This window comes from Muricoccus radiodurans (assembly GCF_050154705.1).
Classification (GTDB): domain Bacteria; phylum Pseudomonadota; class Alphaproteobacteria; order Acetobacterales; family Acetobacteraceae; genus Roseomonas; species Roseomonas radiodurans.
The window spans coordinates 514,306-539,438 of record NZ_CP189561.1 but is presented as its reverse complement, the minus strand read 5'-3'; the positions used below and the strand labels follow the sequence as shown (position 1 = coordinate 539,438).

Sequence of the window (25,133 nt, the reverse complement as noted above, 5' to 3'; positions counted from 1 at the left end):
AACGGGTCGCGACGGGCTCAGTAGCCCATCGCGCAGCCGTCCTTGCGGGGATCGGAACCGCCGATCAGCACGCCCCGCTCCCGGTCGATGAGGATGGCCTGGCCGCCGCCATGCGGCTTCTTGATCGGCTTGGGCTGGTGGCCCAGCGCGGCCAGCCCGTCCCGCAGCTCCGGCGTGATGCCGTTCTCGATCTCGACGTCGCGGTGGTTGGCACCGACGCTCGGGAAGACGCGCGTCAGGTCGAGGGCCTGCTGCACGTCCAGGCCGAACTGGAAGTGGTTCGTCAGGAACCAGCTCTGGCCCATCGGCTGGAAGTGGCCGCCCATGACGCCGTAGGACATCAGCGCCTTCCCGTCCTTCATCACCATGCCCGGGATGATGGTGTGCAGCGGCCGCTTCTTCGGCGCGATGCAGTTCGGATGGCCCTCCTGCAGGCGGAAGCCGAAGCCGCGGTTCTGCAGCATCACGCCTGACTTCTCGGCCAGGATGCCGGAGCCGAAGCCCTCGAAGAGGGAATTGATGAAGGAGCAGGCGTTGCCGTCTCGGTCCACCACCGTCAGGTAGACCGTATCCTTGTGCTTCTGCCAGTCCACGTCGCCGGGCGGGGGAAGCTCCTCCATCGCCTTGTCGTCTCGGATCATGCCGCGCAGCTTCGCCAGGTACTCATCCGAGAGCAGCTTCGCGAGCGGCACCTCGACCTGGGACGGATCGGCCAGGAAGGCGTCGCGGTCGCGGTAGACCAGGCGCGCCGCCTCCAGGTGCCGGTGGGCGCGGGTCACGTCCAGCGGGCCGGCGGGCTCCTTGAAGCCTTCCAGGATGCCCAGAAGCATCAGCACCAGCAGGCCCGATCCGTTGGGCGGGCACTGGAACACCTCCATCCCCCGCCACTTGCGGGAGATCGGGTCCACGAAGTTAGCGACGTTCTGCCCCTCGGCGAAGTCCTGCTCCGTGTGGGTGCCGCCGGCGGCGCGGAGGGCGGCCACCATGTCGGCCGCGATCGGGCCGGTGTAGAAGGCCTTCGCCCCGTCCTTCGCGATGGCGCGCAGCGTCGCGCCGAGCTCCGGCTGCTTGAACACCTCCCCGAAGCCATAGGCCTGGCCGTCCTTCAGGAAGCGGCGCTTGGCCGCATCCTGCTTCGACAGCTTGCCCACGCTATCGGCCCAGTCCGCGGAGACGCGGGAGGAGACGGCGAAGCCCTCCTCGGCGTAGCGGATGGCCGGCGCCAGGATCTGGTCCATCCCGATCTTGCCGTGGGCCTTGTTCAGCGCCTCCCAGGCCGAGACCGCGCCCGGCACCGTCACCGAATGGGCCGAGGTGTTGACCATGGCGCTCAGCCCCGAGGCCCGCAGCGCCTCCGGCGTCGCCCCGGCCGGCGCCCGTCCCGACCCGTTGATCGCGACCACCCCGCCCGAGGCCGGGGCGTAGAGGCAGAAGCAATCCCCGCCGATGCCGGTGGACTGCGGCTCCACGACGCAGAGGACCGCGCAGGCGGCGATGGCCGCGTCGATCGCGTTCCCCCCGGCCCGCAGGATGTCCAGGGCGGCGAGGGTTGCCACCGGCATGGAGGTGGCGGCCATCCCGTTCATGGCCATGGCCGGGCTGCGGCCGGGAAGGTGAAGGTCGCGCATCAGATGGAACAGAGCCCCCCGTCAATCAGCAGGCTCGCCCCCGTGATGCCGGCGGCCGCCGGGGAGGCGAGGAAGACGATCGCGCCCATCACGTCCTCGACGGTCAGGATGCGCCCCAGGGGGATACGCCGGGCTTCCCGCGCGCGAAAGGCCGGGTCCGAAAGAATTCCCTCCGTCAGGGGGGTGTCCACGAAGCCCGGGCAGACCGCGTTCACCCGGATGCCGGCCTTTGCCAGCTCCACCGCCCAGGCCTTGGTAAAGCCCTCCAAGGCGTGCTTCGTGCCGGTGTAGACGGAGCGGTTCATCCCCGCGACATGCCCGTTCACCGAGGACACGTTGACGATCGAGCCCCCCTGCCCGGCCGCGACCATGCCCCGCGCCACCTCCTGCGCCACGGTGAAGGCAGCCCGGGTGTTCAGGTCCAGAAGGGCATCGAAGGAGGCGTCCTGGACGTCCAGGAAGGGCTCGCGGATGTTGGTGCCGGCGTTGTTCACGAGGACCGTGAAGGGCCCGTGCGCCTGGACCGCGGCCCGCGCCGCCGCCCGGTCCGTCACGTCCAGCGCCACGGCCGTGGCCTTCCGTCCCTTGGCCGTCAAGGCCGCCGCGGTCGCCTCCAGCGCGGACAGGGTCCGGGCGGCCAGCACCACCTCCGCCCCGGCCTCCGCCAGTGCGACGGCCGCCGCCCGGCCGATCCCCCCGGAGGCCCCGGTGACGAGGGCGCGTTGGCCATCCAGGCGGAAGGCGGGGGTGGTCGGCAGGTCGGTCATGGAGGTCCGGTCAGCAGAGGGTCGGGAGGGCCGGCGATCGCGTCAGCGCGGCGGCATCCACGGCCGCGACCGGGCCTGGGCCGCCATGCGGATGGCCGCGTTCGCGGCGCCATAGTCGCGGTAGCCGCCCCTTCGCTCAACCACCTCGAAGAAGAAGCGGTCCTCGAAGGTCAGGGTGTAGGCGTGAAGGAACTCGTTGCCCGCCGCATCCCGGTCGAAGAGCAGGTTGTCCCGCTCCAGCGCCGCGATAGCGTCGTCCTCCAGGCCGAAGCGGGCGCCGATGTCCTCGTAATAGTTGTCGGGGATCGTGAGCCATGAGGCCGGCCGTTCCACCGCGGCCCGGATGTCCCGGGCCGCGAAGGCCACGTGGTGCACCCCGGCCCCCGCGATCGCCGAGACGAAGCGCCCCGTCGCCGTCTGACGGCTTTCCGACACGTTCAGGGGCAGGCGGACCCGCCCTGCCGGATCCGACATCGCCCGGCTCTGCACCAGCCCCTGCGGGTCCGGCAGGTCCACCAGCGGCTGCGGCTCCAGCCCGAAGACCGCACGATGGAACAGGACGAAGCCGTCCATCTGACCGGGCGCCAACGCCTGGGCGATGTGGTCCACGCCCTCGAACCCACGGGTGTCTGCTGCCCCTGGCAGAAGCTCGAAGTCGCTCTCCCAGATGCTGCGTCCGGCCGACCCTGGCTCGACCAAGTACAGCAACGTCCCGTCCGGCGCGCGGACCGCGGGGATGCGCCGCTCCCCCTCCCCCACCCGCTCCCGCCACGTGGAGCAGAGCAGGGCCTCCGCCCGCGTCATGGCCCGCGCCGAGTCGTCCACCCGCAGCGCGGTGGCGCAGACCGAGGCACCGTGCATTTCGAAATGGGCCGCCGCTGCGCTGTCGGGCTCGGCGTTCAGGACGAGGTTCACGCCCCCCTGCCGCCACAGCTCCACATCCTTGGACCGGTGGCGCCCCGCCAAGCCGAAGCCGAGCGTGCCCAGGAAGGTCGAGAGCTCCCGCCGCCTGGCGTCGTCCACCGCAAATTCGATGAACTCCACGCCGTCCAGCCTCGGCACCGACGGCAAAGGGGCCGCCGGAACGGAGGGTGGCCCTGCCAGGGTCGAGTCCAGCCAGATGAGGGAGCGGTGCGCGTCCCGCGCCGTTCGGCGGGACGGGGCGGCGCGGAACTCGTCGTTGAAGACCTCAAGCGAGAGCGGGCCGCGGTAGCCGGCGGCGAGCACCTCCTTCAGAAAATCGCCGACCGGGAGGTCGCCCTGGCCGGGAAAAACGCGGTGGTGGCGGGACCAGCTCAGCACGTCCATGGACAGGCGGGGCGCGTCGGCGAGCTGGACGAAGGCGATCTTCTCGGCCGGAACGGCCCTCGAAAGGCCCGAGAGATCGTCGCCGAGCGACAGCGTGTGGAAGCTGTCCAGGATCAGCCCAAGCGCGGGGTGATCCGCCATGCGCACGATCTCCCAGGCCTGACGCCATCGGTTCACGTGACGGCCCCAGGCCAGCGCCTCATAGCCGACCCGGAGCCCGCGTCTCGCCGCGCGCTCCGCCATCTCCCGCAGATCGGCCGCCGCCCGGGCCGGGTCGTCGATCGCGGCGGGCTGGACGTTGCTGCACACGAGGACGAGGTCCGTGCCCAATTCCTCCATCACGTCGAACTTCCGCTCCGCCCGGTCGAGGTTCCGGCGGCGCTGCGGCTCCGGCATCGCCTCGAAGTCGCGGAAGGGCTGGAAGATCGTGATGGCGAGGTTCAGGTCCTCCGCCATCGCCCGGATCGCCGCCGGCGTCCCGTCATAGGTGAGCAGGTCCTGCTCGAAGATCTCCACCCCCTGGAAGCCGGCCGAGGCCGCCGCCTCGATCTTGTCGGGCAGCGAGCCCGAGAGGCAGACGGTGGCGACGGATTTCGGGAGCGGGTTCATGCGCCCCTAAGCTGGGCCGGCCGCGGCCCGTCGCCAAGCTGGGCCGCCAAGCTCGCCGACCCGCCGAACCGCCCTTCCGCCCGGCCCGCGACCCGGCTAAGCGCGACCCATGGACGCGCCCGCCCCCGCCCAGGCCACGATCGAGGATTTCCAGCGCCTGGATATCCGGGTCGGCACCATCGTGGATGCCCAACCCTTCCCAGCCGCCCGGAAGCCCGCCTTCCAGCTTCGGGTGGATTTCGGCGGCGCGATCGGCGTGCGCCGCTCCTCCGCCCAGGTCACCGCGCACTACACGCCCGAATCGCTCATCGGGCGGCAGGTGCTCGCGGTGGTGAACTTCCCGCCCCGCCGCATCGCTGGCTTCGAGAGCGAGGTGCTCGTCCTCGGCGTCCCCGATCCGGCGGGCGAGGTGGTCCTGATCCGCCCGGACCAGCCGGTGCCAGATGGCGGCCGCCTCTTCTGAGCCCCGCGTCCCGCCCGAACCGACAGCCCCCGCCCGAGGACCCCGCATGGCCGCGCCGCGCTACTACACCGTCACCTGGGACCAGCTGCACCGCGACAGCAAGGCGCTCGCCTGGCGCCTGCACGGCAAGGGTCCGGACGAGGGCCGCTTCCGAGGCGTCGTCGCCATCACGCGGGGCGGGCTGATCCCCGCCGCCATCGTGGCGCGGGAACTCGATCTCCGATTGATCGAGAGCGTCTCCGTCGTCACCTATGACGAGGAGGAGCGGGGCATCCCGCGCGTGGTGAAGTCGCCCATCGCGGCCGGAGACGGCGACGGCTGGCTGCTGCTGGACGACCTGGTGGACACCGGTACCACCGCCCGCGTGGTGCGTGGCCTGCTGCCGAAGGCCCATTTCGCCACCGTCTATGCCAAGCCCGCCGGCAAGCCCCTGGTGGACACCTTCATCACCGAGGTGAGCCAGGACACCTGGATCCTCTTTCCCTGGGACACCGAGCCCCAGTTCATCGCGCCGATCGCGAAGACTGCCGCGGCGGGCAACTAGAAGGTCGCCCCGTTTCCCGACGCAGGCTGGCGAGGGGTCACGGCCCCGACGAGCCGCGGCCCTGCGCGTGAACCTCTTTCATGCGGCGGTGCCCAATCACCGCATCTTCGCAGCGGAGGCGAGCACGCTGGCCGCTGTCCCGACCGTCATCCCGAGGGCCTTGGCGCAGCGGTTCGCCAAGAAAGCTTCGGCAGAGGCGAAGCTGCACGCCGGCCCAATGCGAGGGCCCCGGGCGCCGGGGGAGCCGGGTTGAGCGCGAGCGGTCGCGCGCGACAGGCGCGACACGAACGGCGCCGTCATGCGCTCTCGACGCGACCGTTCCTGAGCATTCTCCGGCGCCATCGAAACGGGCGCGACGACGCCCCCTGCTGCCGGAATTCTCATGCCCAGCCCCATCGCCGCCATCCTGGACAACCGCGCCTTCGGCATCCTCATGCGCGTGGTCGTCACCTTCCCCTTCTGGGCCGCCGGCCTCGCGAAGATCGCCGACTTCAACGCCACCCTTGCGGAGATGGCGATGTTCAACCTCCAGCCCGCGGCGGTGATCGCGGTGGCCACCATCATCACCCAGATCACCGGCTCCGCCCTGGTGATCCATGGCCGCCACGCCTGGCTCGGCGCCGGCTGGCTGGCCGTCTTTACCCTGCTCACCATCCCGCTGGTCCACGCCTTCTGGCGCTTCCAGGGCGAAGAGGCGGTGGTCCACATGCACGTTGCCGTGGAACATATCGGGATGTGCGCGGGCCTCGCCCTCGCCGCGGTCCAGGCGCACTGGGTCCGCACGGTCCGGGACGAGACCGTCCTCGCCCCCCGCCTCGCGGCCGCGCGGGGCTGAGCCGCCCCGCCCCGCGGCCCCGGATCAGCCGGTGGTCGCGGGGCTATCGGCCTCGGCCGCCACCGGCGGCTCGTCGCGGGCGGCCATGACCTTGTCCACGCGGCGCCCGTCCATGTCGACGATCTCGAAGCGCCAACCGCCGAAGACGATGCGATCCCCCTCCGTGGGAACCCGCCGCAGCAGTGCCAGCATCAGCCCGGCCACCGTGTGATAGGTGCCGGGCTGCGGCAGGGCCGGTAGGTCCAGCCGGGCGCGCAGCTCGTCGCTCGGCATCATCCCGTCCAGCAGCAGGCTTCCGTCGTGGCGTTCCACCGCGGGGCCGGCCGGGGGGACGCTATCGGCCGAGCCCAGCTCCCCCACGATCGCCTCCAGCAGGTCGGAGGCGGTGACCACCCCTTCGAAGGACCCGTACTCATCCATAACGAGCGCGAGGCCGAGGGAGTTTTGCCGGATGCGCTCCAGCGCATCGAGGGCGGAGAGGTTGTCCGGCAGCACCAGGGGCTGCCGCAGCGCCTCCGCCACGGAGAGGGGGCGGCCGGAGAGCACCTGGTCAAGAAGGTCCTTCGCCGCGGCGACCCCCACCACGTTGTCCACCCGCCCGTCGGCGACGATGAAGCGGTTCACCGGTTCCGCCCGCAGCCGCTCGGCGACCTCCTCGGCGGTGGCGGCGCGGTCGAGCCAGACCACCTCGGTCCGCGGCGTCATCAGGGCGCGGATCGGCTTGTCGGCCAGCCGCAGAACGCGCTCGATCATGTGGCGCTCTTCCGTCTCCAGCGCGCCGGCCTCGGCGCCCTCGGCCACCACCGCCTTCACCTCCTCTTCCGTCACGGACTGCTCCACCGGGTGGTGCGCACCGAGGAGGCGGAGCACGAGGGCGGAGGAGCGCGACAGCAACCAGACCACCGGCGCCGAGAAGCGGGACAGCGCCGCCATGGGGCGCGCCACGAGGACCGCGATCGCCTCCGGATTCCGCAGGGCGAGTTGCTTCGGCACCAGCTCCCCCAAAATGAGGGAGAGGTAGGTGATCATGACCACGACGAGGGCCAGCGCCGCCTCGCCGCCATAGGGTGCGACGCCGGGAACCGAATCCAGCAAGGGCCCGAGGGTGGCCGACAGCCGCGCACCGCCGAAGGTGCCCGCGCCGACACCGACCAGGGTGATGCCGACCTGCACGGTCGGCAGGAACCGCTCGGCATCGTCCGACAGGGCGAGGGCCGTCCGCGCGGCGGCCGACCCGCCCCGTTCCATCGCCGAGAGCCGTGCCCGCCGGGCGGAGACGATCGCCAGCTCGCTCATGGCGAAGAGGCCGTTGATCAGGACCAGGACCAGGATGATCCCGATCTCCAGCAAGGCCGACATGAACCGTCCGTAACCTTTCACGCGCCCGAAGGCGGGCGCCGCGCCTGCATAGGGCATGGCCTCCGCCCGCAGGAAGAGCAGGCGGCACCGGTCCGACGCGATCCTCGCCCGTTTCGTGGGCAGCAACGATGCTGCGCCGCAATATTGCCCCATTTGGGCCGGAACCGCGCCGCACCCGCTCACGTTAATCACGTCCGAGCGCAACAGTTCCCGATTCGCGCCAGCCCGGATCGGCCGGGCGGTGAGGCGGGCAACTCGCGCCGGAGCCCATCCCGCGATGACCGCGCATGTTGCCCCGCAGTTCAGCCGGACAACCCCCAACGCCACCCCTCTCCCGAGCCGCCTCTCCCGCCACCGCGGCACCCTGATCGTCCTGGCCCTCGTCGCCCTGGCGCATCTCGGCACCTGGTGGGCGCTGAACCAGCCGGTCGCGATGCCCGATTTCCGGGGGCAGGTGAACGGCCTCGCCTTCGCCCCCTACCAGCGCGGCCAGAGCGCTGAAGGCGAGCGTTGGCCAAACGCCGAGCAGATCGAGGCCGACCTCCGCCGGGTCGCGCCGATGACCCGGCACGTGCGAACCTACGCCGCCCATGGCGGGCTCGAGCGCATCCCCGAGATCGCCTGGAGCACGGGCCTCGACCTCCGCATCACCCTCGGCTCCTGGCTGGATCGCCGGCTCGACCGGAACGCGGCCGAGATCCGGCGGCTCGTGCAGGTCGCGCGGGAGAGCCGCAACGTCGAGCGCGTGCTGGTCGGCAACGAGGCGGTGCTGCGCGGCGATCTGACCCCCGCCCAGATGGTCGGGTACATCCAGCAGGTCCGCCGGCAGGTGCGCCAGCCCGTCTCGACCGCCGAGCCCTGGCACGTCTGGATGGACCACCCCGAGCTCGGCGAGGCGGTGGACTTCATCACCATCCACCTCCTTCCCTACTGGGAGGGGCTGCCGGTGGACGACGCGCTCCGCTTCATCATGGAGAAGTACGACGCCGTGCAGGCGCGCTTCCCCGGCAAGCGGATCGTCATCGGCGAGGTCGGCTGGCCCTCGGACGGCCGCGACATCGGCGCCGCCCGCGCCACCCGGGTGAACCAGGCCCAGTTCCTCCGCACCTTCTTCAACATCGCGGAGCAGCGCGGCCTCGACTACTTCGTCATGGAGGCCTTCGACCAGCCGTGGAAGGTGTCCTTCGAGGGCCGCGCGGCCGGCCACTGGGGCATGTACGACCTCGACCGCGCGCCGAAGTGGCCGCTGGTCGGCGCCGTGCAGGAGACGCCCGGCTGGGCCTTCTGGGCCCTCGGCGCGAGCCTCTTCGCCTTCCTCTGCACCTTCTTCTTCCTGAAGCGCCGGCCTGACATCCGCTGGCAGGGCAAGCTGCTGCTCGCGGCCCTGTCACAGGGCGCGGTGGCGCTGACCACGACCGTCATCCTGGCGATGAGCGAGACCTATCTCTCTACCGCCGCGGGGATCGTCTGGGCGGCGCTCATCGCCGGCCAGGCGCTGCTCCTCGCGCTGCTCCTCTCGGATGGCTTCGAGCTAGCCGAGACGGTGTGGGGCCGGGTGAACAAGCGCCGCTGGCCCGCCCTGCCCGCGCCGGTCGGTGCGCGGCTGCCGAAGGTCTCGGTCCATCTGCCGATCTGCAACGAGCCGCCGGCGATGGTGCGCCAGACCCTCGATGCGCTGGCCGAGCTCGACTACCCGGACTTCGAGGTCCTGGTGATCGACAACAACACGAAGGACCCGGCGCTGTGGGAGCCGGTGGCCGAGCACTGCGCGCGGCTCGGCGGGCGCTTCCGCTTCTTCCACCTGGGCCAGTGGCCGGGCTTCAAGGCCGGCGCGCTGAACTTCGCCCTGCGGGAGACCGCGCCCGACGCCGAGGTCATCGGCGTGCTGGACAGCGACTACATCGTGCGCCCGGACTGGCTGCGCCGAATGGTGCCCTTCTTCCAGCGGCCGGAGGTCGGCTTCACCCAGTCCCCGCAGGACTACCGGGACGGCGAGGGCGGCCTGTTCAAGCGCCTGATGTTCTGGGAGTACGCCGGCTTCTTCAAGGCGGGCATGGTCACGCGCAACGAGCGCAACGCCATCATCCAGCACGGCACCATGACGCTGATCCGCAAGTCCGCGATGGAGGCGGCCGGCGGCTGGGCGGAGTGGTGCATCTGCGAGGACAGCGAGCTCGGCCTGAAGCTGATGCGCGCGGGCTGGGAGGCGGTCTACGTGCCGGATTCCATGGGCCGCGGCGTCATGCCGGACGACTTCGCCGCCTACCGCAAGCAACGCCACCGCTGGGCCTTCGGCGCCGTGCAGATCTGCAAGGGGCATTGGCGCGCGCTGCTCAACCCCTTTGACCGGTCCCTGACGCAGGGGCAGCGCTTCCACTTCGTCATGGGATGGATGCCCTGGGTGGGCGACGCGCTGGGTCTGGCCTTCGTCATCGGCGGTCTCATCTGGTCCATCGGCCTGATCGCGATCCCGCTGACGCGCATCCACCCCGAGGTCGTGCTGCTCGGGACCGCCTTCAGCACGGAGTGGGTTCGCACGGCGCTGACGGCCATCGGCCTTTCGGACGAGTTCCCGATCCTGCTCTTCATGCTGCCGAGCCTCGGACTCTTCGTCTTCAAGCTCGCGCAGATCTGGACGCTCTACCGGGCGCGGGTGGCCTGCGGGCCCTGGGACCGGCTGGGCGCGGCCCTGGGCGGGCTGGCGCTGACCCACACCATCGGTAAGGCGGTGTGGCAGGGCTTCTTCAAGCGGCGGGCCCATTTCGCCCGCACGCCGAAGATGGAGAACGCCCCCGCCCTGGTGCAGGGCCTGCTGACCGCGCGGCAGGAAGGGATCATGCTCCTTCTCCTCCTCCTCGCGGCCGTGGGCATCACGGTCGCCCACAGGGCGGGCACCTGGGAGGCGATCCTCTGGACCGTCATCCTCGGGGTGCAGGCGATCCCGTACCTCGCCGCGGTCTCCATGGCGCTGATCGCGGCGCTGCCGGCGAGCCAGCCGGTGCTGGCGGGCACGCCCGGCGCGGTGTCGGCCCAGTCCACGGCCGGTCAGGCGGTGGCACGCACGGAGGGGTAGTTCCCGCCCCATCCTCAAGGCGGCTCGCGGGAGCGATCCCGCGGGCCGCTTTCGTTTTCAGCGGATCTGCGTTCCCATCCCGCCAGGCGGGAGCCGATCGCCGCGGTGGCCATCCGGCCCCGAAGCGGAGATCGTCGCCCGGCGCGTTCAGGGGAGGACACGGCATGGCCGACGAGGTGATGGAGCGGCTGCGCAAGGCGCGCGTGGTGCCGGTGGTGCGCCTCTCCTCCGCGGCCCGGGCCGCGACGGCGGTGAGCTGGCTGCGGGAGGCCGGGATCACGGTCTTCGAGATCACCATGACTATCCCGGACGCGCCCGCGCTCATCCGCGACCTGTCCTCGGACCCCGACCTGCTCGTAGGCGCGGGCACCGTGCCGGACGCCGCCTCCGCCGAAGCCTGCCTCTCCGCCGGTGCCCGGTTCCTCGTCTCCCCCTGGGTGGAGCCCACGGTCGTCGCACCGGCCCGGGCCGCCGGCGCCACGGTCATGCTCGGCGCCCTCACCCCAACCGAGGTCCGGGAGGCGCTGGCCGCGGGCGCCGATGTGGTCAAAATCTTCCCTGCCTCCTCGGCCGGGGGCGTGGCGCATCTGAGGGCGCTGCGCTCCGTCTTCCCGAAGGTCGCCTTCTGCCCCACCGGCGGCGTTGCGGCACGCGAGGTCGGAGACTACCTCGATGCCGGCGCCGCTTTCGTCGGCATGGGCGGCAAGCTGGTGGATGAGGGCCTCGTCGCGGCCGGCAACCGCGCCGCCGTCCAGGCCGCCGCCCTCGACGTGCTCGGGCTGCGCCAGGCATGAACGCGGAGCTCCTCTGCATGGGCGAGCCCATGCTGGAGATGAACCAGCAGCCGGCCGGCGAGGACGGCCGGACGCTCTACCTGCAGGGGCATGGCGGCGACACCTCGAACGCCGCCGTCGCCGCCGCCCGTAGCGGCGCCCGGGCGGGCTATATCACCGCCATCGGCACGGACGCGCCCGGCGATTCCTTCATCGCGCTCTGGAAAAAGGAGGGCGTGGACAGCGGCACTGTCCGGCGCCGCAAGGACGCGCCGACCGGTCTCTACGTCGTCTCCCACGACGAGGACGGCCACCACTTCACGTTCTACCGCCACGGCTCCGCGGCCAGCCTCATGGGTCCGGGCGACGTGCCGGAGGACGCGATCCGCGCCGCCCGCATCCTGCACCTTTCCGGCATCAGCCAGGCGATCTCGCCCTCGGCCTGCGACGCCGGATTCCGCGCGATGGAGGTGGCGAAAGCGGCCGGGGTTCGCGTCTCTTACGACACGAACTACCGCCCCGCCCTCTGGCCCGCGCGCCGGGCGGCCGCGGTGATCCACGCGGCGATCGGCATGGCCGACATCGCCCTTCCCTCGCTGGAGGACGCGGAGATCCTGACCGGGCTGAAGGAGGTGGACGCGGTTGCCGACTTCTATCTCCGCCTCTGCCCCCTGGTGGTGCTGAAACTCGGCAAGGAGGGCTGCCTCGTCGCCACGCGGGACGGCCGCACCCGCGTGCCGGGCCGCAGGGTCAGGGCGGTGGACGCGACCGGCGCCGGGGACACCTTCGGCGGCAGCTTCCTGGCCCGCCTCCTGGCGGGCGATGCGCCGGAGGAAGCCGCCCGCTACGCCAATGCGGCCGCCGCCCTCGCCACCACGGGCTACGGTGCCGTGGCCCCGATCCCCCGCGCGGAGGCCGTTCGCGCCTTCCTGGCGGAGAGCGGCTGATCAGCCCGGCGGCGTCAGCGGCCGGGAATGCGTGGCGGAGCCCGTGCTGATGTCGCGAAGAAAGCCGCAGCGCTCGTAGAACGCGCCGGCGGGGTCCGGCGCGCGGACGCGGATCAGGCGGAAGCCGTTGGCCGCCGCGTGCTCGACGATCGCGTCCACCAGCATCCGCCCCAGCCCCTTCCGCCGGCGGGACGCATCCACGTAGAGCCGCCGCACCCGCGCCGTACCCGCATCCGCGTAGGGGTCCTGGGTCACGCCGCCGATGCCGAGCAGCGTCGCGCCCTCGACCAGGGTGAACAGCGCCTCGCCCGCCCCGTTGAAGCGGACGGAGCCGTCCACCCAGTCCTCCTCGAGTACGCGCAGCATCCGGAACCCCTCTGCCTCCGCGCGGTCTCGCAGGGCGGGGAGGCCCGAGGGCAACGCAATGGTGCGAAGGACGGCGACGCTCATCGGCGGTTCAGGGCGTGCGATCATTCGCGCCGGGGCGCAAACGCAGCCCGGAGCGGAGATTCTGGAAGGGCAGCGTCGCGGGATCGGCCACCACCGGCCCGGGCGCCGCGGCGACGATCACCCGCTCGGCGATCGGCTGGAAGTCGGCGCGGAAATGGACGCTGGACTTCACGGCGATGATCGCCTCCGCGGCGGGCTCCACGCCCAGGTGCCGGAACAGCGCCTGATCATAGGCCTGCATCTTGCGGCTGGCGACGATCGCGCGCACCCCGCCGATGGCGATCAGCGCGGACGGCCCGAGATCCGCCGGGTTCCCGGCCGCCATCGGTCCGGTGCACGTGAAGCGCCCGTTCGAGAGCCGCAGCACGCGGGCGTTCACGTCCAGCGGCGCCCCGTCGCTCTTCCCGCCCAGCTTGAGCGAGACCGTGGCGCCCTCCCCGGCCGCGTGGCAGGCGCGGGCGCTGTCGGCATCGTTGATCAGTCCGAGCACGGCCTTCCGCGCGTTCTGCCGGATCAGCTCCGCCAGCAGCCCGGTCGTGTCGCCATGGCCGCCGCCGCCGGGATTGTCCTGCGTGTCCGCGATGACGACGGGGCGCGTGCCGCTCCCCTTCATCGCCTCCGCCACCGCGCGGTCGGCGGGCAGGATCTCCGCGTCGAAGTCCCGTTCGCGCCGGTTCAGCAGGGCCAGGAACTCGTCCGCGGCCGCGTCGGCCGCCGCCTGGTCCGCGGCATAGGCGGCGATGGCCATGCCGCAGCCCGGAAAGTCGGCGTAGGGAAAGCCGAAGCAGAAGGCGAGCTCCGACACGCCGTGCCGCGTCGCGATGCGGTCGCGCTCCGCGTAGACCTCGCTCATCGGGGGGACCATCGTGCACTGGCTGGTGATGGGCAGCCAGAAATCCACCTGCCGGTACGCCTTGGCATAGGGGCTGCCGCGGCGGATGCGCTCCACCAACAGCTTGAGCGCGCGCGCGCCCGCCTGCTTCATGTCCACATGGGGGTAGGTGCGGAACGGCGCCGCGGCATCGCACCGTTCCACCATCTCCGCGGTCATGTTGGCGTGGGGATCGAGGCTGATGGTGATCGGCATGTCCGGCCCGGCGATGGCGCGGACCCGCCGCAGAAGCTCTCCCTCAGCGTCCGGAAAGGCGTCCGCCACCATCGCCCCGTGCAGGTCGAGGTAGATGCCGTCCAGCGGCCCCTCCTCCAGCGCGTCCGATAGGTCGCCGACGATCCAGGCCGAGATCCGCTCGAACGCCTCCGCCGTCACCGGGCCCGCCGGGTTCGCGAAGGCCCAGGAGAGCGGCGCGATCTTCACCCCCGCATGTTCCGCCGCGACGATGGCGCCGGCGGCCGGGACGGAGGTGCCGCGCAGCGCCATCACCAGCCCGGCGGGGCGCTGCGGCGCGGGAAAGCCGCCCGGTTGCAGGAAATCGGCCCAGGCGGTCGCGCGCGGGGCGAAGGAATGGCTCTCATGCAGAAAGCCGCCGATGGCGATGCGCATGGGTCTAATCTCCAGCGATTCCGGCGGTGGCGACGACCGCGTCGGCCAGGACGAGCAGCGCCGCCTCGGCCCATTCGGGGGTGATGGCCTCGGCCTCGTTGTGGCTGATCCCGCCCTCGCAGGGGGAAAAGAGCATCACCGCCGGCACGCGCCGCGCCACGTAGACCGCGTCATGGCCGATGCCGGTCGGCATGTCGCGCCAGCGCAGGCCGCGGGTGCTGGCCGCGTCGCGCAGGCGTTGCGCGAGGGTCGGGTCGAAAGGCGTCTGGGGGAAGGACCAGAAGGGTGCCACTTCGATCGTCAGGCCGCGCTCCACCGCGACCGCCGCCGCGCGCTCCCGCAGGGCGGCCGCCATGCGATCCAGCGCCGCCTCATTCCCGTGGCGCAGGTCCACGCTGAAGGCGGCGCGGGCCGGGACGACGTTGCGACTGGCCGGCTCCACCGCGATCCGCCCCACCGTCGCGCGCCCGTCGCCGCCGGCCTGCCGGGCGATGCCCTCCAGCGCCTCGATCAGGATCGCCGCGGCCACCAGCGCGTCGCGCCGGTGCGACATGGCGCTGCCGGCATGCGATTCCTCACCGGTCACGGTCACGTCGAACCATTGCTGCGCCAGAGCGTGGGTGACGATGCCCACGTCCAGCCCCTCCCGCTCCAGCACCGGGCCTTGCTCGATGTGCAGCTCGAAATAGGCGTCCAGATCGCGCAGTGCGGCGGGATCGGCATCGCCCTCCCACCCGATCGCGCGCAGCGCATCACCGAAGCGCACCCCGTCCGGGTCGCGACGGTCGAGCGTCTCCGCCTCGGTGAAGGCGCCCATGGCCGCGCCGCTGCCGAGCATCGGCGGGGAGAAGCGCGCCCCCTCCTCGTTCGTCCAGTTGACCAGGACGATCGGGGCCTCGGTCTCCGTGCCGGATTCGTGCAGCGCGCGCAGCACCTCCAGCCCCGCCAGGACGCCGAGCACCCCGTCGAACTTCCCGCCCGTGGGCTGGGTGTCCAGGTGGCTGCCGATCGCGACGGGCCTGCGGGACGCGTCGCGCCCGGGACGCCGCAGCGCCATGTTCCCCAGCCGGTCCGTTGTCAGGGTCAGCCCGATCTCCGCGCCCCAACGCGCCAGCAGAGCGCGCCCGTCGCCGTCCAGCGCGGTCAGCGCCTGACGGTCGCAACCGCCCTTCGGCGTGGCGCCGATCCGCGCCATCTCCATCAGCGAATCCCACAGGCGCCCGCCGGAGAGCGGGAGGTTGCTCACCCCGCCTTCTCCACCCCGCACCACTCCGCCATCAGCAGCGCGATGCTGCGCGTGATGTCGTGCATGGAGGAGAGCGACACGCTCTCGTCGATGCCATGGATCTCCTGCGCCTCCGGCCCGAAGCAGGCCACGGGCGTGTCCTGGTACAGGGTGAAGAATCGACCGTCCGTCAGCCCCGTCGCGGGATAATGGCGAAGCTCGCTTCCCGCGGCCTCGGCGTAGCAGCGCTGCGCCAGTCGGGCGATGTCGCTCTCCATATCGAAGGCGCAGGGATCGGCCATGAAGCCCTTGAACTCCAGCGAGACCTTCGTCCCGCGCAGCGCGGGATCGGCGGCGGCCTCCGCCACGATGCGCTCGATGTCGGCGCGCGTCTGCGCGGCGGTGTAGCCGAGCATCACGCCCACTCGAAGCCCGACGCGGGCGCGGGTGGGCACGCTGCTGTTCCACTCCCCGCCCTCGACCGTGCCGAGGTTCACGTTCACCGGATGGTTCACGCCGTGGAAGGCGGCATGGATGTTCTCCGCCCGGTTCCGCTCGTTCTCGTAGTCCTTGAAGCGGGCCGCGATCCGCATCGCTGCCTCGATGGCGTTGATCCCGGCGTGCATGTCCCGCACATGCACGGGGCGGCCGGTGACTGTCACCCAGGCCCAGACGACGCCGACCTCGGCCGAATACATGGCGGCCATCCCCGGTCCGGGCTCCGGGATCACCACCGCGTCGGTCTTCGGCATCGCCAGCATCGTGGCCAGCGCGCCGTTGCCCGTGCACTCCTCCTCGATCACCGCCTGCATCTGCACCGGCGCCGCCGGCTGCAATCCGGCCATCCGCAGCGCCCGGAAGGCGGTGAGGTACGAGATGATCCCGGCCTTCATGTCTCCCGCCCCGCGCCCGTACATCCGCCCGTCGCGGACCGAGGGCTCGTAGGGCGGCGTCAGCCAGAGGTCGGCCGCGCCCTCCGGCACCACGTCCACATGGCCCTGCATCGCCAGGCTGCGCCCACGCACCTCCCGCGGCGTGTGGATCGCGGCGACGTTGTCCCGGCCGGCGTAGGAGATCAGCGGCGGCGACAGGCCCGGGTGGTCCCGCATCGCCTCCGGGACCGTGGGAATGCGGCGCGGCGCCAGCCCGAGCGCGGCATACTCTTCCGCCATCCGGTCGAGCGCGCCCGCCTCCCGCCCGAGCGTCGATTCGCACCGCACCAAGCCGGCCAGCCGCTCCACGGCATCCGATTCAAGGGCCGTGACGGCATCCAGGATGGCGCGCCGCGCGCCGGGGTCAAGTTTGATCATCCCGGCCACCATGCAACGCCCGGGGTCTCCCTTCCACCCCGCCGTCCCGCGTGGACAGGACAGGGGGCGCACCCTACCGTGACCCGGACATGCGCGCCTTCGACCACCCGCTGGAAGCGGCCCACACGCCGCAATTCTTTCTTGCGCGCGGCGTGCAGCTTCCAAATTTCGAGGTGCCCGCCCGCGCCGCCTCGCTCCGCACCGGCCTCACCGAGCTCGGCCTGACGCCCGAGGTCCCGCCCCTGCCCGGCCGCGCCGCGCTGGAACGGCTGCACGCGCCCGACTACCTCGACTGGCTGCGCGACGCGCCCGCCGCCTGGGCGACCATGCCGAATGCCGGCGCCGAGATCGTCGGCAATGTCAGCCTGACGCCGGAGATGCTCGCCCAGGGCGGGCGCCGCCCCGTGAAGCCCACGGGTCTCGCGGGCTGGTACACGGCCGACACGGCCTGCCCCGTCGGCCCCCGCACCTACGAGGCGGCGGAGGCCGCCGCGGGCTGCGCCCTGGCCGCTGCCGCGGTCGCGGCGAAGGGCGGCGCCGCCTATGCCCTCGCTCGCCCACCCGGACATCACGCCTATGCGGCCCGGGCCGGCGGCCATTGCTACGTTAACAACGCGGCGCTCGCCGCGCAGGCGCTGCGGGATTCCGGCGCCGCCCGGGTCGCAGTGCTGGACATCGACAGCCACCACGGAAACGGAACGCAGGGGATGTTCTGGGACCGCGCGGACGTGCTGACCGTCTCCGTCCATGGGGACCCGAACGGCTACTACCCCTGGTTCGTCGGCTATGCGGAGGAGCGCGGCACCGGTCCTGGCGAGGGCTGCAACCTGAACCGGCCCCTTTCGATCGGCACAGGCGACGCGGGCTGGCTGGAGGCGATCGCCGAAGGGCTCTCGGCCATCAGCACCTTCCGCGCCGACGCGCTCGTCGTGTCGCTCGGCTTCGACGCCTCGGAGCACGAGCCCTTGAACGCGCTCCAGGTCACGGCGGACGGCTTCGCCCGCGCCGGCGCGGCGATCGGCGCCGCCCGCCTGCCCACCGCCATCGTGCAGGAGGGCGGCTACAACGTGGACCTGCTCGGCACGTTGCTGGCCCGCTTCCTCGGTGCCTTCGGGGAGAAGGCGCCCGGGTGAGCCTCGCCCGCGTCACCACCTTCTCCTTCCAGGGGATCGAGGCGGTTCCGGTCGAGGTGCAGGTCCAGGTCGCCGCCGGCCTGCCCGCCTTCCTCGTCGTCGGCCTCGCGAACAAGGCGGTGGCGGAGAGCCGGGAGCGGGTGCGCGCCGTGCTGTCTGTCCTCGGCCTCTCCCTGCCGCCGAAGCGCGTGCTGGTGAATCTCGCGCCGGCCGACCTGCTGAAGGAGGGGAGCCATTTCGACCTGCCCATCGCGCTCGGCCTGCTCGCGGCGATGGAGATCATCTCGGCCGACGAACTGGCGCATTTCGCGGCATTGGGAGAGCTGGCGCTGGACGGCACGGTCCAGCCCGTCTCGGGCGTGCTGAACGCAGCCCTCGCGGCCGGGGAGCGCGACCTTGGCCTCATCTGCCCCGCCGCCCAAGGGGGGGAAGCGAGCTGGGCCGGCGCCACGGAAGCCCTCGCGGCGCCTGACCTGAAATCCCTCATCGCGCACTTCCAGGGCCGCCAGACTCTCTCGCCTCCCTCCGCTCCACTCCCGATGGCCGGTGGCGGCCGCGGCCCCTGCCTGTCCGAAGTGCGGGGGCAGGAGAGCGCGAAGCGCGCCATCGAGGTGGCGACGGCCGGCGGGCACAACCTCCTGCTGATCGGGCCGCCCGGGGCCGGCAAGTCCATGCTGGCCGCGCGGATGCCGGGCCTCCTGCCGGACCTGTCCCCGGCGGAGGCGCTGGAGTTGAGCCTCATCCGCTCCGTCGCCGGCCAGCTCGAGGGCGGGCGGATCACCGCGCGTCCCCCCTTCCGCGATCCGCACCACTCCGCCTCCCAGGCCGCGCTGATCGGTGGTGGCCCGCGCGCGGCGCCGGGGGAGGTCTCCCTCGCGCATCGCGGCGTCCTCTTCTTGGACGAGCTGCCGGAATTCCCCAGGCCCGCGCTGGAATCGCTGCGGCAGCCTCTGGAGAGCGGCCGCGTCGTCATCAGTCGCGCCGCCGCCCACGTGGCCTATCCCGCGCGCGTGCAGCTGGTGGCGGCCATGAACCCCTGCCGCTGCGGCCATCTCGGGGATGCCGGGCGCGAGTGCGGCCGCGCCCCGCGCTGCGGGGAGGAGTACCAGTCGAAGCTTTCGGGTCCCCTGCTGGACCGCATGGACCTGACGATCGAGATCCAGCCCATCCCCCCGCGGGAGCTCGCGCGCGCGCCGACCGGCGAGCCGAGCGCGGCCATCGCCGCCCGCGTCGCCGCCGCCCGCGCGATGCAGCGGGACCGCTACGCCGCGCTCGGCATCGGCACGAATGCGGAGGCGCCGATCGAGGCGCTGCGCGCAGAAATCGAGCCGACCGCCCTGGCCCTCGCCGAATCCGCGGCCGAGCGACTCGCTCTCTCGAACCGCGGATTCACCCGCACGCTCCGCGTCGCCCGCAGCATCGCCGACCTCGCCGGCGCCACCTCAGTGGCCCGCGCCCATGTGGCGGAGGCCCTGACCTTCCGCCACCGCATCCCCGGCCGCAGCGGACCCGGATAGGTTAGCGGATCGTCAACTGCGGCCGGCCGGCCGCAAGTTGCGGCGCACAGTGCACACGACGCGGCCAGCGGGCCGCCCGGGACACTGTGCCCTGGCCCGCCCGTGCCCGCCACGACGGAGAACCGCCCCGCTCAGGTCCCGTACAGCCCGCCCACATGCCAGCCGCGATGGGGAATGTCATCCAGGCTGTGATGGTCGAAGAAGATGCGCTTGGCCGGCTTGCCGTCCGGCGTCGTCCCGTCGAAGGCGAGCAGTTCCTTCGAGCGCAGTTCCGGGGCCGAGGCGCCCGCGGTGATGGTCACCGTCCGCGGTGTGGGGAGCGGCGTGCGGTGCTTCTCGATGTTACCCTTGGTGCCCCACTCCGCCAGCCAGATGGAGTACTTGTCGCCCCCCTGCGGCTGGATGTCCTGCACGAGCGCGATGTGCCGCCACTTGAACCCGCGCCCGTCCGCCGCGCCGTAGGTGCAGACGACGTTGCCCTGCTCGAGCAGCGCGGGATCGGTGATCGGTGCCAGCGGCAGGCGGCTGCGCGTGGTGTAGACGTCGCCCGTGGCGCCGGGCAGCGACTCTCCTTTCCCGTATCCCTGGGCGTAGGCGAAGATGGCGGAAGAAGGTGAGATGCCCAGCCAGTTCCCGACAAAGGTATTGCAGTCCAAGCCGAACCACTTCGTGCAATAGGCGTCGGGTGTCAGCGCCGGCTTCTTGTTCAGCCCGCAGAACACGGCCAGCCGCACCGCATCCGCGATCTCGTCCGGCGATCCGCGCCCCTCATAGGCACGACGCAGGGAGGCGACGTACCACTCCTCCGCCGGATTCACCTGGTCGGGAAAGCCGGTGATGTAGAAGGGCTGCGACTGCGCGACGACCGCCGCGCCGCTCTTGAGCTTCAACTTCGCGGCCAGAAGGCTCAGCAGGCGCCAGTACTCCGTGTTGCGCTCCGGGCTCCAGCCGTTCCAGTAGTTCTGCAGGTCGATCGTGGTCGTGATGCCGAGCCGGCTGTCCATGATCGGGATCGCGTGATACCGCGCCGCGAAGTCGGCAGGCGTGTAGTAGGTCATCGGCCGTCCTCCATCATCCGGAGGGACGTTAAGAACCCGCGCCGACATCACGAGGCACAGTTCCGTGCGCGAGACGGACGCGACACCCGGCATCGCGCGAGTCACGCGCGGAAGGCGTCGGTGATCCGTCGCATTCCGTCAGGTGCGACGAGGATCACGTCGAAACGGATGCCCTTCCCGCCGTGGCCGGGGCTCGTCGCGAGCCAGATCTCCGCGGCCGCCATCAGCCGCCGCTGCTGTCGTTCGGAGAGGGCCGCGGCCGCCTCTGCCAGCGTCGCCCGAGCCTTCACCTCCACGAAGGCGAGCAGCTCCTCCCGCTCGGCGATCAGGTCCAGCTCACCCGCGGGCGTCCGTACCCGCCGGGCCAGCACCGTCCAGCCCCGCGCCACCAGCGCCGCGACGGCGCGGTCCTCCGCGGCCACGCCGCGCCGTTCCGCCGCGCGGCGCACCGCCTCCTTGGCATCTGGGTCCACGCTGCCATGGTAGGCGCAAACGCGAGGATTCGCCCATGCGACGCCTGCTTCTCGTCCTCCTGGTGCTCGCCGGGCCGGCCGCTGCCCAGGCGCCCGCCCACCAGATGGCCGCCGCCGCCCACCCCCTGGCGGCCGAGGCCGGGCGGGAGATCCTGCGCGCGGGCGGCAACGCCGTGGACGCCGCGGTCGCCATCCAGGCCGTTCTCACGCTCGTGGAGCCGCAGTCCAGCGGGATCGGCGGGGGAGCGCTCCTGCTCCACTGGGATGCCGCAACGCAGCAGATCACCGCCTGGGACGGGCGGGAGACGGCGCCGGCCGGCGCCCAGCCGAACATCTTCCTCCGCGCGGACGGGACGCCCCTGCCCTTCTACGAGGCGGTCCTCTCCGGCCGCAGCATCGGCGTCCCCGGTGCGGTCGCGATGCTGGAAGCCGCCCACCGCCGGCATGGCACCCGCCCCTGGGCCGATCTGTGGCAGCGCGCCATCGCCCTTGCGGAGGAGGGCTTCCCCGTCTCCGCCCGCCTGAACGAGGCGATCGTGGCCGATCGCGAGCGACTGGCCCACCATGCCTCCACCCGCACCTATTTTCTCGATCCCGCCGGCGCGCCCTGGCCCGTGGGCCACCCGTTGCGGAACCCAGCCCTGGCCGAGACCTTCCGCGCCATCGCCAGGGAGGGCTCGGCCGCCCTGCTTCGCGGCCCCATCGCCGCCGACATCGCCACCGCCGCCCGCACCTATGGCGAGGGTGGGCGGATGACCACGGACGACCTTGCGGGCTATGCGCCGCGGGAGCGGACGCCGCTCTGTGCGCCCTACCGCGCCTTCCGGGTCTGCGGCTTCCCGCCGCCCTCCTCCGGCGGCGTGGCGGTCGGGCAGATCCTCGGCGTGCTGGAGCACTTCGACCTGGCACGCCTCGACCCGCGCGGCGCCGATGCGGCGCACCTGATCGCGGAGGCCGGGCGCCTCGCGTTCGCGGACCGCGCCCAGTACCTGGCCGATACGGACTTCGTGCCCGCTCCGATCCGGGGGTTGCTGGACCCGGCCTACCTGACGCTCCGCGCGCAGCTCGTGTCCCTGCCGCGCGCCATCGCCGAACCCCGCGCCGGCAACCCGCGCTGGCGGGAGACGACCCTTCACGCCCCCATGCCGGAGGCCGTGGAGAACGGCACGAGCCACGTCGCCATCGTGGACCGCGCAGGCAACGCCGTGTCCATGACCACGACCGTGGAAGACGCCTTCGGCGCCCGGATCATGGTCCGCGGCTTCATCCTGAACAACGAGCTGACCGACTTCTCCTTCCGCCCGGAGGTGGAGGGCCGCCCCGTCGCGAACCGGGTGGAGGGCGGCAAGCGCCCGCGCTCCTCCATGTCCCCCTCCCTCGTCTTCGACGCGGAGGGACGGCTGTCGGCGGTGGTTGGGTCGCCCGGCGGGGCGCGGATCATCGGGTATGTCGCCCAGACCCTCGTCGGGATGCTCGACTGGAACCTCTCCCCCCAGGCGGCCATCGACCTGCCGCGGGTCCTGACCATCGGCAGCGCGTTGGAGCTGGAGGCGGGCACCGCCGCGGCGGCGCTGGCGCCCGACCTCCAGGCCCGCGGACACCGGACGGACGTGCGCGCCCTCAACTCCGGCCTCCAGGCCATCCGGGTGACGCCGAACGGGCTGGTGGGCGGCGCCGACCCCCGGCGGGAAGGCGTGGCGCTGGGCGACTGAGCCCGGGCACAACCGGGGGACCGGCCGCGCGCTATGCCGGCTGGAACCCGGAGTCGTCCGCCATGCGCCGCACCGCCCTCGCCCTGCTCGCCGTGACCGCCTTCGCCGGCCCTGCCGGCGCGGAGGAGACGCGGCAGATCGGATTCGTGAACACCGCGATCACCAATCTCGGCCTCACCCGCTCCCACCGCGTGGTGGTCGAGCGCTTCGACGACCCGGAGGTGCGTGGCGTCTCCTGCTACATCTCCCAGGCCCGAACCGGTGGCCTCTCTGGCATGGTCGGCGTCGCGGAGGATCCGGCCCGCTTCGCGCTCGCCTGCACCGCCACAGGCCCGGTCGAGGTCCAGGCCGGCGCCCGCCGCGGGGAGCGCGGCGAGCAGGTCTTCGAGAGCTCCACGAGCCTTTTCTTCAAGGAGACCCGCGTCCACCGCTTCCTGGACGAGGAACGCCGGGCGGTCGTCTACATGGCCTGGTCCACGCGGCTGGTGGACGGGTCGCCCTTCAACGCCGTCGCGGTCGTGCCGATCCGCTGAAGGCGCGCTGGAAGCCGGGTCGCCGCGGCCGCATGATCGCGGGCCGCGCACCCGGAGGTTCCATGCTGAAGGCCCTGCCCGATTCGGGCTTCGTGATGATGCAGTCGGCCGATCCGGTGAACTACTTCGACCTGCTGCGCGTCACGGCGAAGGCGAACCGCGCCTACTGCCTCCGCCACGGGATCCCCTATCTCTGCGCGCATACGGTGATGCGGGGCTTCCACCCGCTGCACGCCTGCTACAACCGTGTCTTCTTCCTGAACGACCTGCTCGACCTCGGATTCCAGGGGTGGTTCCTGCACCTGGATGCCGATGCCTACGTCGCCGACCTCGGCTTCGACATCGCGGCGCATCTGGCGGACCGGCCGGACCGTTCGTTCGTGATCACTCACGGCGCGACGGCCGCGCCGTGGGACGTGAATGACGGCATCTTCTTCGCGAACTGCGCCCATCCCGATACCCACCGCCTGGCGCGGCGCTGGCAGCACTGGATCATGACCCTGGCGCCCGAGCGGCTGCGTGCCTCCCCGGACTGGGGCCAGGTGCCGGACGACCAGCACCTGCTGCACGGCACGCTGCGCGAGACCCCGGACCTCACCGCGGCCTTCGAGTATGCGAGCAAGGACTTCATGAACACCGACCGCGCCCGCTTCATCCGGCAGGTGCTGCGGGCGCGGGAGCGCGACCTCGCGCGCCGCGTGGACCTCGTGGCGCTGGATGTGGAGCGGGTGCTGGCGGCGCATGGGGCGGCACCCGACCCGCTGCTTCCCGCCATGGCCGGCATCGCCCGCGCCCTGGGGCAGCCCGTGCCGGATGGCGCGCCGCTCATGGCAGCCGCTGCCGGCGACCGGGACGCGCTGGTCGGCGTGCTGGAGGGCTTGATCCGCGCCGCGCGCAGGACCCCGGCCGCCTGACCGCGCGGGGCGAGACCAGGGGAGCGCACCCGTTTCCGCCCCCCGCGGCAGCCTGATAAAGATAGATGAGCGGCGGCTCGCCGGAGAGAATTCCTTCTCGCCCCCGGAGCCAGCCGCGACACCGATCCCGCCCGTCCCCCGCCCGGAGCCCCGCGTGTTCAAGTCCCGCCCCGCCGAGCCGCTGGTGATGATGCAATCGGCCGATCCGGCGAACTACTTCGACCTTCTGCGCGTGACCTCGAAGCCGAACCGCGCCTACTGCCTGCGCCACGGCATCCGCTACGTCAGCGCGCACGCGGTGATGCACGGCTTCCACGCGCTGCACGCCTGCTACAACCGGATCTTCTTCCTCAAGGACCTGCTCGACCTCGGCTATGAGGGCTGGTTCCTGCACCTCGATGCCGATGCCTATGTCTGCGATCTCGCGTTCGACCTCGCGGCGCATCTCGCGGAGCGGCGGGACCGGTCCTTCCTGATGACGCACGGCGCGACGACCGAGCACTGGGACATCAACGACGGCATCTTCTTCGCGAATTGCGCGCATCCCGACACGCGCCGCCTGACCGATCTCTGGCACGCCGAGGTCATGGCGCTGCCGCAGGACCTGCTCCGCACCGCGTCAAGCTGGGAGTCGCTCCCGAACGACCAGCATCTTCTTCAGATGCTGCTGGGCCGGAATCCCGAGCTGACGAAAGGCTTCGAGTACCCGCCGAAGACCTTCCTCAATACGCACCTGGCCAGCTTCATCCGGCAGATCCTGCATCTCAGTGAGCCGGACCTGCCGCGCCGCGTCGCCTCGGTCGCCCTGGATGTGGAGCGCGTGCTGGATCAGCACGACGCGCCGACGGAACCGCTGATTCCGGCGATCGCGACGATCGCCCGGGCGCTGGGCCAGCCGGTGCCCACGGACGACGCGCTGCGCGGATCGCTCCACGGCAGCCGCGCGGCGCTCGCGGATCTGATGCAGTCGCTCGCCGCCGCCGCACGCCGCGGCTGACGGC

At 72.0% G+C, this 25,133-nt stretch carries 22 protein-coding genes; 12 read left to right on the top strand and 10 right to left on the bottom strand.

What is annotated here, in order from left to right:
• Window positions 1-17: 17 nt before the first annotated feature.
• The 3 genes from ACP6CK_RS02660 to ACP6CK_RS02650 are packed head-to-tail and all read right to left on the bottom strand — an operon-like array spanning window position 18 to window position 4,312.
• Window positions 18-1,628 (bottom strand): gamma-glutamyltransferase family protein, encoded by a 1,611-nt coding sequence (locus ACP6CK_RS02660; protein ID WP_426957224.1) that lies wholly within the window; start codon window positions 1,626-1,628, stop codon window positions 18-20.
• On the bottom strand, window positions 1,628-2,395 hold the full coding sequence (locus ACP6CK_RS02655) for an SDR family NAD(P)-dependent oxidoreductase (RefSeq protein WP_426957223.1): 768 nt from the start codon (window positions 2,393-2,395) through the stop codon (window positions 1,628-1,630). The genes ACP6CK_RS02660 and ACP6CK_RS02655 overlap by 1 nt, the downstream gene beginning before the upstream one ends.
• Window positions 2,396-2,437: 42 nt before the next feature.
• Window positions 2,438-4,312: a bifunctional sugar phosphate isomerase/epimerase/4-hydroxyphenylpyruvate dioxygenase family protein gene (locus tag ACP6CK_RS02650; RefSeq protein ID WP_426957222.1), complete on the bottom strand. Its 1,875-nt coding sequence runs from the start codon at window positions 4,310-4,312 to the stop codon at window positions 2,438-2,440.
• A 109-nt stretch (window positions 4,313-4,421) separates the two neighbouring features.
• Between ACP6CK_RS02650 and ACP6CK_RS02645 the strand changes: the two genes are divergently transcribed.
• From ACP6CK_RS02645 to ACP6CK_RS02635, 3 genes are all read left to right on the top strand, one after another.
• The gene (locus tag ACP6CK_RS02645; protein WP_426957221.1) at window positions 4,422-4,775 is read left to right on the top strand and encodes a tRNA-binding protein; all 354 of its coding nucleotides are present in this window, start codon (window positions 4,422-4,424) and stop codon (window positions 4,773-4,775) included.
• Window positions 4,776-4,821: 46 nt separating this feature from the next.
• A complete protein-coding gene (gene gpt / locus ACP6CK_RS02640) occupies window positions 4,822-5,319 on the top strand; it encodes a xanthine phosphoribosyltransferase (protein WP_426957220.1) in 498 nt (165 codons plus the stop codon).
• Window positions 5,320-5,701: 382 nt separating this feature from the next.
• Window positions 5,702-6,154: a DoxX family protein gene (locus ACP6CK_RS02635; protein WP_426957219.1), complete on the top strand. Its 453-nt coding sequence runs from the start codon at window positions 5,702-5,704 to the stop codon at window positions 6,152-6,154.
• Window positions 6,155-6,178: 24 nt separating this feature from the next.
• Here ACP6CK_RS02635 and ACP6CK_RS02630 read toward each other — a convergent pair whose 3' ends face one another.
• Window positions 6,179-7,513, bottom strand: a complete 1,335-nt coding sequence (locus ACP6CK_RS02630; protein ID WP_426959850.1) for a hemolysin family protein — start codon at window positions 7,511-7,513, stop codon at window positions 6,179-6,181.
• Window positions 7,514-7,790: 277 nt separating this feature from the next.
• Here ACP6CK_RS02630 and ACP6CK_RS02625 point away from each other — a divergent pair, with 277 nt between their 5' ends.
• The 3 genes from ACP6CK_RS02625 to ACP6CK_RS02615 all read left to right on the top strand — a co-directional run bounded on the left by ACP6CK_RS02625 (window position 7,791) and on the right by ACP6CK_RS02615 (window position 12,306).
• Window positions 7,791-10,586 (top strand): glycosyltransferase, encoded by a 2,796-nt coding sequence (locus tag ACP6CK_RS02625; RefSeq protein WP_426957218.1) that lies wholly within the window; start codon window positions 7,791-7,793, stop codon window positions 10,584-10,586.
• 164 nt (window positions 10,587-10,750) lie between these two features.
• Window positions 10,751-11,380 (top strand): bifunctional 4-hydroxy-2-oxoglutarate aldolase/2-dehydro-3-deoxy-phosphogluconate aldolase, encoded by a 630-nt coding sequence (locus ACP6CK_RS02620; protein WP_426957217.1) that lies wholly within the window; start codon window positions 10,751-10,753, stop codon window positions 11,378-11,380.
• Entirely contained in the window at window positions 11,377-12,306 is a 930-nt protein-coding gene (locus ACP6CK_RS02615) for a sugar kinase (RefSeq protein WP_426957216.1), read from the top strand. Before ACP6CK_RS02620 ends, ACP6CK_RS02615 begins: the two co-directional genes overlap by 4 nt.
• Here the strand turns inward: ACP6CK_RS02615 and ACP6CK_RS02610 are convergent, their stop codons facing one another.
• From ACP6CK_RS02610 to ACP6CK_RS02595, 4 genes are read right to left on the bottom strand one after another with little or no spacing between them, the layout of a single operon-like run.
• Window positions 12,307-12,756, bottom strand: coding sequence for a GNAT family N-acetyltransferase (locus ACP6CK_RS02610; protein WP_426957215.1), 450 nt, complete (start codon window positions 12,754-12,756; stop codon window positions 12,307-12,309).
• A 7-nt stretch (window positions 12,757-12,763) separates the two neighbouring features.
• The gene (locus tag ACP6CK_RS02605) at window positions 12,764-14,257 is read right to left on the bottom strand and encodes a M81 family metallopeptidase (RefSeq protein ID WP_426957214.1); all 1,494 of its coding nucleotides are present in this window, start codon (window positions 14,255-14,257) and stop codon (window positions 12,764-12,766) included.
• 4 nt (window positions 14,258-14,261) lie between these two features.
• Entirely contained in the window at window positions 14,262-15,503 is a 1,242-nt protein-coding gene (locus ACP6CK_RS02600; protein ID WP_426957213.1) for a Zn-dependent hydrolase, read from the bottom strand.
• Window positions 15,500-16,792, bottom strand: a complete 1,293-nt coding sequence (locus ACP6CK_RS02595) for an ArgE/DapE family deacylase (RefSeq protein ID WP_426957212.1) — start codon at window positions 16,790-16,792, stop codon at window positions 15,500-15,502. The genes ACP6CK_RS02600 and ACP6CK_RS02595 overlap by 4 nt, the downstream gene beginning before the upstream one ends.
• An 89-nt stretch (window positions 16,793-16,881) precedes the next feature.
• Between ACP6CK_RS02595 and ACP6CK_RS02590 the strand changes: the two genes are divergently transcribed.
• Window positions 16,882-17,925, top strand: coding sequence for a histone deacetylase family protein (locus ACP6CK_RS02590; protein ID WP_426957211.1), 1,044 nt, complete (start codon window positions 16,882-16,884; stop codon window positions 17,923-17,925).
• Entirely contained in the window at window positions 17,922-19,442 is a 1,521-nt protein-coding gene (locus ACP6CK_RS02585) for a YifB family Mg chelatase-like AAA ATPase (RefSeq protein WP_426957210.1), read from the top strand. The genes ACP6CK_RS02590 and ACP6CK_RS02585 overlap by 4 nt, the downstream gene beginning before the upstream one ends.
• A gap of 131 nt (window positions 19,443-19,573) precedes the next feature.
• Here the strand turns inward: ACP6CK_RS02585 and ACP6CK_RS02580 are convergent, their stop codons facing one another.
• Window positions 19,574-20,500 carry a hypothetical protein gene (locus tag ACP6CK_RS02580; protein ID WP_426957209.1) on the bottom strand — a complete coding sequence of 309 codons (927 nt, stop codon included), beginning with the start codon at window positions 20,498-20,500 and terminating at the stop codon, window positions 19,574-19,576.
• A 101-nt stretch (window positions 20,501-20,601) separates the two neighbouring features.
• Window positions 20,602-20,973 carry a YraN family protein gene (locus ACP6CK_RS02575; RefSeq protein WP_426957208.1) on the bottom strand — a complete coding sequence of 124 codons (372 nt, stop codon included), beginning with the start codon at window positions 20,971-20,973 and terminating at the stop codon, window positions 20,602-20,604.
• Window positions 20,974-21,008: 35 nt separating this feature from the next.
• Here ACP6CK_RS02575 and ggt point away from each other — a divergent pair, with 35 nt between their 5' ends.
• From ggt to ACP6CK_RS02555, 4 genes are all read left to right on the top strand, one after another.
• Complete coding sequence (ggt, locus tag ACP6CK_RS02570; RefSeq protein ID WP_426957207.1) at window positions 21,009-22,685, top strand: gamma-glutamyltransferase; 1,677 nt, start codon at window positions 21,009-21,011, stop codon at window positions 22,683-22,685.
• Between the two features lie 62 nt (window positions 22,686-22,747).
• Window positions 22,748-23,218: a CreA family protein gene (locus tag ACP6CK_RS02565; protein ID WP_426957206.1), complete on the top strand. Its 471-nt coding sequence runs from the start codon at window positions 22,748-22,750 to the stop codon at window positions 23,216-23,218.
• A gap of 62 nt (window positions 23,219-23,280) precedes the next feature.
• Window positions 23,281-24,132 (top strand): hypothetical protein, encoded by an 852-nt coding sequence (locus ACP6CK_RS02560; RefSeq protein ID WP_426957205.1) that lies wholly within the window; start codon window positions 23,281-23,283, stop codon window positions 24,130-24,132.
• Window positions 24,133-24,286: 154 nt separating this feature from the next.
• Window positions 24,287-25,129 (top strand): hypothetical protein, encoded by an 843-nt coding sequence (locus ACP6CK_RS02555; RefSeq protein ID WP_426957204.1) that lies wholly within the window; start codon window positions 24,287-24,289, stop codon window positions 25,127-25,129.
• Window positions 25,130-25,133: the final 4 nt, after the last annotated feature.

Bases quoted from the DNA above. Each gene is read 5' to 3' on its own strand.
- ACP6CK_RS02560 (WP_426957205.1), top strand. From the start codon at position 23,281: ATGCTGAAGGCCCTGCCCGATTCGGGCTTCGTGATGATGCAGTCGGCC.
- ACP6CK_RS02595 (WP_426957212.1), bottom strand. From the start codon at position 16,792: ATGATCAAACTTGACCCCGGCGCGCGGCGCGCCATCCTGGATGCCGTC.
- ACP6CK_RS02590 (WP_426957211.1), top strand. From the start codon at position 16,882: ATGCGCGCCTTCGACCACCCGCTGGAAGCGGCCCACACGCCGCAATTC.
- ACP6CK_RS02635 (WP_426957219.1), top strand. From the start codon at position 5,702: ATGCCCAGCCCCATCGCCGCCATCCTGGACAACCGCGCCTTCGGCATC.
- ACP6CK_RS02660 (WP_426957224.1), bottom strand. From the start codon at position 1,628: ATGCGCGACCTTCACCTTCCCGGCCGCAGCCCGGCCATGGCCATGAAC.
- ACP6CK_RS02580 (WP_426957209.1), bottom strand. From the start codon at position 20,500: ATGACCTACTACACGCCTGCCGACTTCGCGGCGCGGTATCACGCGATC.
- ACP6CK_RS02655 (WP_426957223.1), bottom strand. From the start codon at position 2,395: ATGACCGACCTGCCGACCACCCCCGCCTTCCGCCTGGATGGCCAACGC.
- ACP6CK_RS02650 (WP_426957222.1), bottom strand. From the start codon at position 4,312: ATGAACCCGCTCCCGAAATCCGTCGCCACCGTCTGCCTCTCGGGCTCG.
- ACP6CK_RS02610 (WP_426957215.1), bottom strand. From the start codon at position 12,756: ATGAGCGTCGCCGTCCTTCGCACCATTGCGTTGCCCTCGGGCCTCCCC.
- ACP6CK_RS02630 (WP_426959850.1), bottom strand. From the start codon at position 7,513: ATGTCGGCCTTGCTGGAGATCGGGATCATCCTGGTCCTGGTCCTGATC.
- ACP6CK_RS02605 (WP_426957214.1), bottom strand. From the start codon at position 14,257: ATGCGCATCGCCATCGGCGGCTTTCTGCATGAGAGCCATTCCTTCGCC.
- ACP6CK_RS02625 (WP_426957218.1), top strand. From the start codon at position 7,791: ATGACCGCGCATGTTGCCCCGCAGTTCAGCCGGACAACCCCCAACGCC.
- ACP6CK_RS02645 (WP_426957221.1), top strand. From the start codon at position 4,422: ATGGACGCGCCCGCCCCCGCCCAGGCCACGATCGAGGATTTCCAGCGC.
- ACP6CK_RS02565 (WP_426957206.1), top strand. From the start codon at position 22,748: ATGCGCCGCACCGCCCTCGCCCTGCTCGCCGTGACCGCCTTCGCCGGC.
- ACP6CK_RS02615 (WP_426957216.1), top strand. From the start codon at position 11,377: ATGAACGCGGAGCTCCTCTGCATGGGCGAGCCCATGCTGGAGATGAAC.
- ACP6CK_RS02620 (WP_426957217.1), top strand. From the start codon at position 10,751: ATGGCCGACGAGGTGATGGAGCGGCTGCGCAAGGCGCGCGTGGTGCCG.
- ggt (WP_426957207.1), top strand. From the start codon at position 21,009: ATGCGACGCCTGCTTCTCGTCCTCCTGGTGCTCGCCGGGCCGGCCGCT.
- gpt (WP_426957220.1), top strand. From the start codon at position 4,822: ATGGCCGCGCCGCGCTACTACACCGTCACCTGGGACCAGCTGCACCGC.